The sequence below is a fragment of the Parvimonas sp. D9 genome (genome assembly GCF_035282565.1).
GTDB classification, from domain to species: Bacteria; Bacillota; Clostridia; order Tissierellales; family Peptoniphilaceae; genus Parvimonas; species Parvimonas micra.
This window is the reverse complement of record NZ_JAYKBM010000001.1, coordinates 448,049-460,136: the sequence shown is the minus strand read 5'-3', so window position 1 is coordinate 460,136 and position 12,088 is coordinate 448,049. Positions and strand designations below refer to the sequence as shown.

At 27.9% G+C, this 12,088-nt stretch carries 9 protein-coding genes; 8 read left to right on the top strand and 1 reads right to left on the bottom strand.

What is annotated here, in order from left to right; genetic code table 11:
- Positions 1 to 312 precede the first annotated feature (312 nt).
- Both VJI94_RS02200 and VJI94_RS02195 read left to right on the top strand, forming a co-directional pair.
- Positions 313 to 705, top strand: a complete 393-nt coding sequence (locus tag VJI94_RS02200; RefSeq protein ID WP_324008144.1) for a Panacea domain-containing protein — start codon at positions 313 to 315, stop codon at positions 703 to 705.
- Positions 706 to 1,060: 355 nt separating this feature from the next.
- Entirely contained in the window at positions 1,061 to 1,762 is a 702-nt protein-coding gene (locus VJI94_RS02195; RefSeq protein ID WP_324008143.1) for an HAD family hydrolase, read from the top strand.
- A gap of 314 nt (positions 1,763 to 2,076) precedes the next feature.
- On the opposite strand, the gene trmB is transcribed toward VJI94_RS02195, so the two are convergent.
- Positions 2,077 to 2,712: a tRNA (guanosine(46)-N7)-methyltransferase TrmB gene (gene trmB / locus VJI94_RS02190; protein ID WP_324008142.1), complete on the bottom strand. Its 636-nt coding sequence runs from the start codon at positions 2,710 to 2,712 to the stop codon at positions 2,077 to 2,079.
- Positions 2,713 to 2,948: 236 nt separating this feature from the next.
- Between trmB and VJI94_RS02185 the strand changes: the two genes are divergently transcribed.
- From VJI94_RS02185 to groL, 6 genes are all read left to right on the top strand, one after another.
- Positions 2,949 to 5,474: a ribonucleoside-diphosphate reductase subunit alpha gene (locus VJI94_RS02185; protein WP_324008171.1), complete on the top strand. Its 2,526-nt coding sequence runs from the start codon at positions 2,949 to 2,951 to the stop codon at positions 5,472 to 5,474.
- A gap of 12 nt (positions 5,475 to 5,486) precedes the next feature.
- A complete protein-coding gene (locus VJI94_RS02180) occupies positions 5,487 to 6,536 on the top strand; it encodes a ribonucleotide-diphosphate reductase subunit beta (protein ID WP_324008141.1) in 1,050 nt (349 codons plus the stop codon).
- Between the two features lie 146 nt (positions 6,537 to 6,682).
- Positions 6,683 to 7,663: a metal ABC transporter solute-binding protein, Zn/Mn family gene (locus VJI94_RS02175; protein ID WP_324008140.1), complete on the top strand. Its 981-nt coding sequence runs from the start codon at positions 6,683 to 6,685 to the stop codon at positions 7,661 to 7,663.
- A gap of 9 nt (positions 7,664 to 7,672) precedes the next feature.
- A complete protein-coding gene (locus tag VJI94_RS02170; protein WP_324008139.1) occupies positions 7,673 to 9,595 on the top strand; it encodes a hypothetical protein in 1,923 nt (640 codons plus the stop codon).
- A 536-nt stretch (positions 9,596 to 10,131) separates the two neighbouring features.
- Positions 10,132 to 10,416, top strand: coding sequence for a co-chaperone GroES (locus VJI94_RS02165; protein ID WP_004833192.1), 285 nt, complete (start codon positions 10,132 to 10,134; stop codon positions 10,414 to 10,416).
- An 11-nt stretch (positions 10,417 to 10,427) separates the two neighbouring features.
- The gene (gene groL / locus VJI94_RS02160) at positions 10,428 to 12,059 is read left to right on the top strand and encodes a chaperonin GroEL (RefSeq protein WP_009372257.1); all 1,632 of its coding nucleotides are present in this window, start codon (positions 10,428 to 10,430) and stop codon (positions 12,057 to 12,059) included.
- The last annotated feature ends 29 nt before the right edge of the window (positions 12,060 to 12,088 follow it).

The following is a 12,088-nucleotide window of genomic DNA, read 5'->3' as shown; positions in this document are numbered from 1 at the left end:
GGATAAATATTTAAAGGATACAAATTTAATAAAGAAAACTTTATCTATTCTAAAATAGGTAAATTATGAGGAATCAATACTTGGAGTAAGTTTCTCAAAAGTTTTAACTGAAAGTATATTGAAAATGTAAAAAGACTTATAACTAAGTATAAGAAAATATGAGTGGTTATTTTTAATTATTATATATTTACTTTTAATAACATTTTGGGCATAATATAAACAGTTTAAGGAGGTGTTGTTATAATTAGTCCACTATATGTAGCAAATACTATTCTACAAAGAGCTTTTAAAGAAAATATTGATATTTCACCGATGAAATTACAAAAATTGATTTACATTTTTTATAAGGAAAATCTTCAGATGAATAATGAAAAGCTATTTAATGAAAAGTTTGAAGTATGGAAGTATGGCCCTGTACTATCCAGTGTTTATGAATATTTTAGATGTTTTGGCTCAAAATCAATTACTGACTATTATATGGATACAGGTAACACGTTTACAACTCTTGACTTAAGCAAAAATGTGAATGTTAATGTGGCATTTGAAAAAATGTGGAATATTTATAAAAATTTTGATGGCATATATTTGTCTATGCTAACCAATTTAAGTGGAACAGATTGGGAAAAAGCAAAAAATAAGAATAGCTATTGTTTAGAGGATGAGGATATAAAGCAGGAGTTTGATTATGAATCACAAATCCAATAAAATAGTAGATATGCCGAAAGAGGAATTAGATGAAGAATTAAATAAAATCTTCAAACTTATAGTTTAAATAGAAACATACTGTAATGTAAATGAAGCAACTTTATCAGATTTCACAATAATCTCTGTGTTTAAATAGAAACATATTGTAATGTTTTATTAAAAAGCAGAAAAATAAAAATTAGATAAGATTCATTTTTCGTAAAGATTTTTAAAAAGGATTAAATTTATTTTTATCATTTGCAAAATTTTATACAAATCGTTATAATATATGTATTACTTAAAAGATTTTAAGTTTTAAAATAATGTTATTTTTTACATAATTGTTTATGTAATCAATAATATTTAAGGAGGAAAAATGAAAGCTATATTATTTGATTTGGATGGAACTTTGCTTCCTTTGGATGAGAAATTATTTGTTGATATTTATTTTACAGAATTGGCAAAAGTGTTTTCTGAATATAATATTGATAGTAAGAAACTTGTTGAAACTATTTGGACTGCGACAGGTGATATGATTAAGAATGATGGAAAGAAGACGAATGAAGAAGTATTTTGGGATAGGTTTGAAAGCTGTATAGATACTGATGTATCAAGTGTTAAGGGGTTACTAGCAGATTTTTATGCTAATCAATTTTTTAATAAGGTTAAGAAGTCTTCAACTGAAAATAGTTTGGCAAAGGTTGCTGTTGAACTTGCAAAGAAAAACGGAAGAAAAGTTATTCTTGCTACTAATCCGGTTTTTCCTGAGGATGCTTTAGTTAGATTAAAATGGACAGGACTTGATGTTGATGACTTTGATTATGTTAGTCATTATAGCAATAGTTCTTTTTCAAAGCCTAATCCAAAGTATTTTTTAGATTTATGTAAAAAATTAGGTGTTGAACCAAAGGACTGTTTAATGGTTGGAAATGATGAAAGAGAAGATATTTTTGCTGCAAGTAGTGTTGGCATGAATTGTTATTTGGTAACTGATAATCTTAATTCTTATCCTGACTGCGAAGTAGATTGTGAAAAAGGAAGTTTTAAAGATTTAATTGAAAAGTTAAAAACTCTATAATTGAAATAGGTGTAAATTAAAAAGACAACAATTGGTTTAAATTGCTGTCTTTTTTGATGTTCTTATTTAAAATTAATAAAAATTAAATGTTATTTACTGTTATTAAAATACTTTTTATTTATATAGACCAAGGAAATATCATTCTAAATAGGGCTTTATGAGATCTCCAGAGCAATTGTATCTAAAGATACAATTTCCCCGTCAGACCTACTATTGTTTACAAGTAAACAAAGTTAGGGCTAGATTGACTTACTTTCACATTGTTCAACCTTACTATAGATGATGCGTCGGGAGACATTCTATAAATTAAGTTCTTATTTCTTCTTTGCTATTAAGAATTTTATTTTTATTCCTAAGGATTTGAATTTATTTTCGTATTCTGTTTCTATATTTTTTGGATAGTCAAAGTTTGCTAAGTCATATGTAATTAGTATTACTTCAAATCCGTTTTCGTTAAAGTATTCCAAACTTGCTTCGAAAAGATCGTCATCATCTGTTTTAAAGTGTATTTCTCCTTCTTCTACTAATAATTTATTGTATTTTGCTAAAAAGTTAGGATGAGTTAGTCTTCTTTTATGATGTCTTTTCTTTGGCCAAGGGTTACAGAAATTTATGTAAATTCTGGATATAGAATTTTCGTTAAAAAACTCATCAATTTTTTCAATATTTGTGGGAATTGCACGAACATTTGATAATTCTAAATCTCTGATTTTTCTAGTAGCATAAACAATTGCATTTGTATCTAAATCTAATATACAGTAATTAATATCTTTGTTTACATCAGCAATTTCACTTATAAATTTTCCTTTTCCACAACCAAGTTCAAGATTTATTGGATTATTATTTTTAAATTCTTCATTCCATTTTCCTTTTAAGTTCTCTGCATTAAATATTACTTGGGCATTTTCTTTCATTTCAGGAACTGCCCACCATTTTTTTCTAAGTCTCATAATTTTCCTTTCATAAAAAATTTTTATCGTTACAAATATTATATCATATTTTTCTATTTTATTATTATTTTATGAAAAAATTAAAAAATATTTTTTACTACTTGTAGTGATAATTTTATATCCACCAAAATATTTTTAAAAATACTGTAAAACATACTATATATAGTTAAAAATAAAACTTGATTTCTATATATATTTTGTTTTATAATGGGTATAAATTTGCGGAGGTGATTTTGTTGAGGATTATAAAGAGAGATTTATCTGAAGTATCATTTGATATTTCAAAGATAGAAAATGCAATTTATAAAGCATTTATTAGTGTGGGGGACGAAGATAAGAGAGTTCTCTCAAAAAAATTGGCAGAAGAAGTTTTAGAGATTATTCTTAAAGATAAAGATGAAAGTTCAAATATAACTGTAGAAGAAATTCAAGATTATGTTGAAAAAACATTAACTAAAAATAATCATTATGAAACTTTGAAGAGTTATATTTTATATAGAGAAAAGAGAAATTTACTTAGAAAAGAATTAAATTCTTTTAGAGAATATATTGAAGATGAAAGTTTAATTGAGGTTCTTGCAAAAATTCAAAAAGACTTTTCAACAGAAGGTTATGAGCTTGACAGATTGTTTAGAAAGTTCTTATCTTTTGTTAAGCCTATTTCAACTTTGAACGAAAAAGTTGAGCTTTTGATAAAAGCATCTTCAGAATTAACTTCAAAAGAAAATCCAAATTGGGAGTATATTTCTGCCAGAATTTATGCTTATAAAATTCATAAAGAAATTTCAAATTATGAAAAAGAATGGCATATTGTTGATTTCAAATCAAAAATTCAAGTTTTAACTAAAGCTAATTTATATGGGGAATATATTTTAGAAAATTATTCAAGTAATGATATTGATGAGCTTGAAAAGTATATAGATAACAGTAGAGATGAGTTATTTACTTATTCATCTTTAGATTTAGTATATAAGAGATATTTAATTTGTGATTCACATAAAAAAGTAATTGAAACAATGCAGGAAATGTTTATGGGTATTGCGATGCATCTTGCAATTCCTGAAAAAGATAGAGTTTCTTTTGCAAAAAAAGTTTATGACGTGCTTAGTAATTTAAAGGCAACTGTAGCAACTCCTACAATGTCAAATGCAAGAAAGCCGTTCCATCAACTTTCTTCTTGTTTCATAGATACCGTTCCTGATACATTAAAAGGAATTTACAGAAGTATAGACAATTTTGCTCAAGTTTCTAAACATGGTGGTGGAATGGGACTATATTTTGGGAAAGTTCGTGCAAGTGGTTCAGATATTCGTGGATTTAAAGGGGTTGCAGGTGGTGTTATTAGATGGATTAAACTTGCTAATGACACAGCAGTTGCAGTTGATCAACTAGGAGTTAGACAAGGTTCTTGTGCTGTATATTTAGATGTATGGCATAGAGATATTCCGGAGTTCTTAAATCTTAGAACAAATAATGGAGATGACAGAATGAAGGCTCATGATGTTTTCCCTGCAATTTGTTTCCCTAATTTATTCTGGCGTTTAGCAAAGGAAAATATCAATTCTAATTGGTATTTATTCTGTCCGCATGAAGTAAAAGAAGTAATGGGCTTTTGTTTAGAAGATTTTTATGGAGAAGAGTGGGAAGAAAAATACAGACTTTGTATTAAAGAGCCAAGACTTGATAAAAGAGTTTTAACTGTAAAAGATTTAGTTAAATTAATTCTAAAGAGTCAAGTTGAAACTGGAACTCCATTTATTTTTAATAGAGATAATGCAAATAATGCAAATCCAAATTCACATAAGGGAATGATTTACTCTTCAAATCTTTGTACTGAAATAATGCAAAATATGAAAGAAATTTTAGATGTTGAAGATAAAATTTTACAAATTGATGGAGAAGATCATGTTGTAACTGATGTTAAAGCTGGAGATTTTGTAGTTTGTAATCTTGCGAGTTTAGTTCTTGGAAATATTGATTTACAAAATGACGAAGAAATGGAATTTGTAGTTTCTACAATGATTAGAGCATTAGATAATGTAATTGATTTAAACTACTACCCAACGCCTTTTGCAAAAATAACTAATGCAAAATACAGAGCAATTGGGCTTGGAACAAGTGGGTATCATCATGCTCTTGTAAAAAATAAAATCATGTGGCAAACAGAAGAACATTTAGAATTTATGGATAAAGTTTATGAAAAAATAAATTATTTTGCTATTAAAGAAAGTTCAAAAATTGCAGAAGAAAAAGGAAGTTATAAATATTTTGAAGGTTCAGAATGGCAAAATGGAAAATATTTTGAAAAAAGAGAATATAATTCTAAAGAATGGATTGAACTTAAAGAAAAAGTTGCTAAAAACGGATTAAGAAATGCTTATCTTTTAGCAGTAGCTCCAACAGGTTCAACTTCAATTATTGCAGGTACTACAGCAGGTGTAGATCCTGTTATGATGAGATATTTCCTTGAAGAGAAAAAAGGTTCAATTATTCCGAGAGTTGCTCCTGATTTAACTCCTGAAACTTTTTGGCTATATGAAAATGCTCACGAAGTAGATCAAACTTGGTCTATAAAAGCTGGTGGAGTTAGACAAAGACATATTGATCAAGGACAAAGTTTAAATCTTTATATCACAACAGATTATAAGATGAGTCAAATTTTAAATCTTTTGATTTTATCTTGTGAAGTTGGTTTAAAGAGTATTTATTATATAAGAAGTAAGAGTTTAGATATTGAAGAATGCGATAGCTGTTCTGCATAGGAAGGAGATATTATGGAATTAAATAAAAAGGCTCTATTTAATGAAAATGGAGATATAGAATTATCAAAAAGAAAAATGATAAATGGAAATACTACAAATTTGAATGATTTTAACAATGTAAAATATACTTGGACAACTGAATGGTATAGAAATGCCATGAATAATTTCTGGATTCCGGAAGAAATAAATTTATTCCAAGATTTAAAAGATTATAAAATATTAGATGAATATGAAAAAACTGCTTTTGATAAAGTTTTAAGTTTTCTTATATTTTTAGACAGTATTCAAACTGCTAATCTTCCATATATTGGAGAATATATTACAGCAAATGAAATCAATCTTTGCCTTACTATTCAAGCTTATCAAGAAGCTATCCATTCTCAAAGTTATGGATATATGTTAGATAGTATATGTTCTCCGGAAGAAAGAACAAATATTTTATATCAATGGAGAGATGATGAACATCTTCTTGCAAGAAATAAATTCATTGGAGACTTATATAATGAGTTTCAAGAAAATAAAGATCCATACAGTTTAGTAAAAACAATGGTTGCAAATTATATTCTTGAAGGGGTTTACTTCTATTCAGGATTTATGTTCTTCTATAATTTAGGAAGAAATGGAAAAATGCCTGGTTCAGTACAAGAAATCAGGTATATAAATAGAGATGAAAATACTCATCTTTGGCTATTCAAAAAAATGCTTTTAGAATTACAAAACGAAGAACCTGAATTATTTACAGAAGAAAAAGTTGCTGTATATAAAGATATGATTAAAACAGGTGTAGAACAAGAAATAGCTTGGGGAAAATATGTTTTAGGAGAAAATATTCCGGGTCTTACAATGCAAATGGTTGAAGATTATATCAAATATCTTGGAAATTTAAGAAGTACAGCTTTAAACTTCGGAAAACTTTATGATGGTTATGATGAAGAACCTGAAAGTATGAAGTGGGTTGGTGAATATTCTGATCCAAATGCAATAAAGACAGATTTCTTTGAAGCAAAACCATCAGCATATTCAAAATCAAGTGTAATTGATGATGATTTAGATGATTTATAAAATTTAAAAACTACTTAATTGATTTTTCAATTAAGTAGTATTTTTTTGTAAAAATTTTGATTTTAACTATTGAAAAAATAAAAAATAAGTAGTATAATATTAACACAAATAAGAATTATTTGCATTAAAAAATAAAGGGGATTTTTATGAATACAAAATTTAAAAAAATTATTTCAATTATAATGATTAGTTGTATGTTTTTAGTTGCTTGTTCATCAAATAAAAATGAACAAACTAAAGAACAAAAAACCACTGAACAAAAAGGAAACAAAAAAGTTATTTATACAACTTTTTTCCCAGTAACTGATTTAACAAAGAGAATTGTCGGGGATAAAATGGAAGTTAAAACAATAATAAAAGGAAATCAAGAACCTCATTCCTTTGAACTTAAAGCGGGAGATATGCAAGAAATTTTAAAAGCAGATTTGATTATTTATAATGGTGCTAATATGGAATCTTTTATTTCTGCGATTGAAGATACGGTTAAGAATAAAGATAAGTTTTTAAATCTATCACAAGGATTAACTTTGTTAGAAAGTGGCGATGGATTGGAAGAAGAACATGATCATGATGATGAAAAAGAAGATAAACATGAGCATGATAAAACAAATCCACATACTTGGCTTAGCGTAAAAAATGCAATTATTCAACTTGATACTATTTATAAAAAAGTTTCTTCTATAGATCCTAAAAACGAAGCTTATTACAAGGAAAATCTAAAAAAAGCACAAGATGAATTTAGAGCTTTAGACAAAAAATTTGAAACAGAGCTTTCAAAAGTTACAAGTAAACAAAAATATTTTGTTGTAAGTCACGCTGCTTTCAACTATTTAGCAAATGATTATGGATTAAAGCAAGTTGCAGTAACAGGTATATCACCGGAAGATGAACCATCAGCAAAGCAACTTCAAAAAATTGCAGACTTTGTTAAGAAATATAATATAAATACAATTTTCTTTGAAGGAAAAGCAACTCCAAAAGTAGCAGAAACTCTTGCTAAAAATACTAATACAAAAACAGACACTTTATATACAATGGAAAATTTGACAGATGAAGAAATTGAAATGGGATATTTAAAATTAATGGAATTAAATTTAAATGCTTTAGTTAAATCTTTTAGTGAATAGGGAGATATTATGAGTAAAAATTTAAAGAATAAAATTTATAAAATGAATTTGATTTTAGTTTGTAGTGCAATTTTACTTACAAGCTGTTCAAAAAAACAGGAAGAAAAGGAAAAATCTTCTACTAAAAAATTTGAATTTGTAGAAAAAGAAACGAATTATAAAAAAGATGAAACTACAGAAGTTTTAATTGATGCGGAAATAAAAAAAGAAGATATAGTTAGGTCATATAAGCACGGAGACCATTGGCATGTTTTTACTAAAGACGGTAAAGAACATATTACTTATACAGATCCTTCAAAATTAGGTGATGGAAATTCACTTTCTCTTGTTAGTGTTGTTTCAAAGAGTAAGTTAAGAGGATTAAATGTAACATCAATTTTAAAACACGGGGACCATTGGCATGTTTATACAGCAGATGGAAAAGAATATTTAACTTATGAAAATCCATCTAGTATGTTTCCTAATATTACTGTTGGAACTTATGTAGGCTCTCATAGTTCAAACAGAAACAGAGGAAATTCAAATAACTATTCACATGCAAATATTATTGAAGAGAAAAAAGATAGAGTTGTAAAAATTTTAAGACATGGAGATCATTGGCATATTTATACTGAAAGTGGTAAAGAGTATATTAGTTATACTGATCCTACTTCAAAATATCCAAATGCAGAAGTCGGGGAATATCATGGAAATCATGGAAATTCTCAAGATAATACAGAAAATGAAAAACCAAATGTTCCAAGTGCTAGTGAAAAATTATTTGAAGCTAGAAAAAAATTAAATATAGTAAATGTTTTGGGAAAAAATCCTGTTGACAGATATGATATAGTAAAGATTTTAAAACACGGAGACCATTATCATATTTATGATTCAAAGGGGAATGAAGGAATCACATATACTAATCCAAAATCACTTTATCCTGAAGCTGAATTTGGAGAATATCAAGGTAATCACGGAGATGAAAATAAAAAACCATTTGAATGGCCGAAAGGTGTAACAAAAATTGTAGATCATGGAGATCATTGGCATTTATATATTGGAGATAAGGAAGTTGGAGTTGTTCACGAAAACCCAAAAAGTCATTATCCTGATGCAGAATATATCAAAGAAGGAAGTGACCATTCCGATATTGGTGTAGATGAAAATGAATTATTTACTTATGAAAGTGTAAAAGCGGAAATAAAAGATAAAGTAATTCCATATCTTGACAGTAATCTTAGAGCAATGAGACATTATGGAGATTTAAATACAACATTAGCTGTTTACGGCTCAAATGGAGTTACAAAAGGAATTTTTTATTGGTTACACGGCAATCACTATCATGCAATAACTATAAAACAAATAATTCAAAATGCAAAAGCAGGTCAATATGGAGATTGTACTGCAAAAGAAATAGTATCTGCTCTAAAATATATAATTGAAAATCCTAATGCAGAAATTGAGTCTAAAATAACTGTTGATAGACAAGAAGTAGTGAAATATCTTATGAAAGTTTATAATCTTGAAGATGAAACAGATGTAAATATTATTGGAGATATTGCATATGTGTATATAAATGATGAGACTTTAACATTTAGTTTAGCTGATTTTGAAAAAGTAAATGGAGAGATTAGATATAAAAAGAAACTTCCGGAAGCACCAAAAAAAGCTGTAACAGATGATGAAGATTTTGAAGATGAAGAAGATAATAATTACATTCCTAATTTTGAAGATAAAAAAGCTGATGAAAATAAAGATGATAAAAACTCAAATAAGGATAAATCTCTAAAATCAGAAGAAAAAAATAATATAAAGGAAGATTCAAATAAAGATATTGTAGAAAATAAAGAGCTTAATAATTTAGATAAAAAAGTTGAAGAAAAGAAAGTAGAAGAAAAATCAAAAACTGAAAATCAAAAAAAATCAGAAGAAAAGGAAAATGAGAAGAAATAATATTACAATTTAATTAATCTTCTAAATTTAAAATCACTCAAATAGAGTAAAATCTGTATTGAGTGATTTTTTGATACTAAAAGTTGCTTATAGTTTACAAGTTAGAATGTAAAAAATATTTCACGTCACTTTTCTTTGAAATGAAAATCCAACAATACGTCATCTCGACCGAAGCTAATCTAGTCCTAACTTTGTTTACTTGTAAACAATAGTAGGTCTGACGGAACAATTATATCTTTAGATATAATTGTACTGGAGATCTCACACTAATTGGGTTAAGATTTCTGTTATATTAAATATTATATGTGAATAAATTGATGATATTTCTTTAGATGTTGTTATCAAAATTATCATAGATTGCGAGGAAAATTATTGGGTTAGTTATTAAAGAAAAAAATAAAATCAGATAATAAAATATTTTAAAAAACTTTTTTATTAAATATGTTTATAAATTATGTTTTATGTGGTATAATATATTTGTAATTAATTAGCACTCAAGTTAATAGACTGCTAATAACTTTAATAGGAGGTATGTTATGAAATTAAAACCAATAGGAGATAAATTAGTTATAGAAATGGTTGAGGTGGAAGAAAAGACAAGTTCTGGAATAGTTCTTCCTACTTCTGCTAAAGAAGCACCAAGTGTAGCAAAAGTTTTAGCAATTGGTGATGAAATTTTAAAGGATGAAGATAAAAAAGATTTAATTAAAGTTGGAGATAAAATAATTTTCTCAAAATATGCAGGAACTGAAGTTAAACTTGATAAAAAAGAATATATTGTTGTAAAAATTGCTGATGTTTTAGCAGTTGTTGAAGATTAGGAGGTTTTTAAATGGCTAAAGAAATTAAATTTAATGAAGAAGCAAGAAAAGGAATGGAAGCTGGTATTAATAAACTTTCAAATACAGTTAAAGTTACTCTTGGACCAAAGGGAAGAAATGTAGTTTTAGATAAAAAATTCGGTTCACCACTTATTACAAATGACGGTGTTACTATTGCAAGAGAAATTGAATTGGAAGATCCTTATGAAAATATGGGAGCTCAACTTGTTAAAGAAGTTGCAACTAAGACTAATGATGTTGCAGGTGATGGTACAACTACAGCAACACTTTTAGCACAAGCAATTATCAGAGAAGGCTTAAAGAATGTTGCAGCAGGAGCAAATCCAATGATTATTCAAAAGGGAATTAAAAAAGCGGTTGATAAAGCTGTTGAAGGAATTAAAGAATTTTCAAAACCGGTTGAAACAAAAGAAAGTATTGCTCAAGTAGCATCAATTTCTGCAGCTGATGAAGAAGTTGGAAAATTAATTTCTGATGCAATGGAAAAAGTTGGAAAAGATGGTGTTATCACTGTTGAAGAATCTAGAAGTATGGGAACAACTTTAGAAGTTGTTGAAGGTATGCAATTTGATAGAGGATATGTTTCTCCATATATGGTAACTAATACTGAAAAAATGGAAGCTGAACTTGAAGATCCATATATTTTAATTACTGATAAAAAGATCACTAATATTCAAGAAGTTTTACCTGTATTAGAACAAATTGTTCAACAAGGAAAACCACTTTTAATTATTGCTGACGATGTAGAAGGCGAAGCTATGGCAACACTTGTTGTTAATAAATTAAGAGGAACATTTAACTGTGTAGCTGTAAAAGCACCTGCTTTTGGTGATAGAAGAAAAGATATGCTACAAGATATTGCAATTTTAACAGGTGGTACAGTTATTTCAGAAGATTTAGGATATGAATTAAAAGAAACTTCTATTGAAATGTTAGGTAAAGCAAGAAGGGTAACTGTTGGAAAAGAACTTACTGTTATCGTAAATGGAGCAGGTGAACAATCAGCTATTGAAGAAAGAGTTGCTTTAATTAGAAATCAAATAGAAATAAGCGATTCTGAATATGATAGAGATAAATTACAAGAAAGACTTGCTAAACTTGCTGGAGGAGTTGCAGTAATTCAAGTTGGTGCAGCTACTGAAACAGAACTTAAAGAAAGAAAGTTAAGAATAGAAGATGCACTTGCAGCTACAAGAGCAGCGGTAGAAGAAGGTATTGTTCCTGGCGGTGGAACTGTATTGTTAAATGTAATTCCAAAAGTTAAAGCACTTCTTGAAGAAACTAATGGAGACGAAAGAACAGGTGTTAATATAATTGTTAAAGCACTTGAAGAACCGGTTAGACAAATTGCAATCAATGCAGGTTTAGAAGGCTCAGTTATCGTTGAAAATGTTAAGAATGCTGAAGTTGGAATTGGTTTTGATGCATTAAGTGAAAAATATGTAAATATGCTTGAAAATGGAATTGTTGATCCTACAAAAGTTACTAGATCAGCACTTCAAAATGCATCAAGTGTCGCATCAATGGTTTTAACAACAGAAGCTGCTGTTGCTGATGTAACTAAGGATGAACCAATGGGACAAATGCCTGGTGGAATGAATCCTGGAATGGGATATATGTAGAAAGTAGTTAACTTATATTTAAATTTATG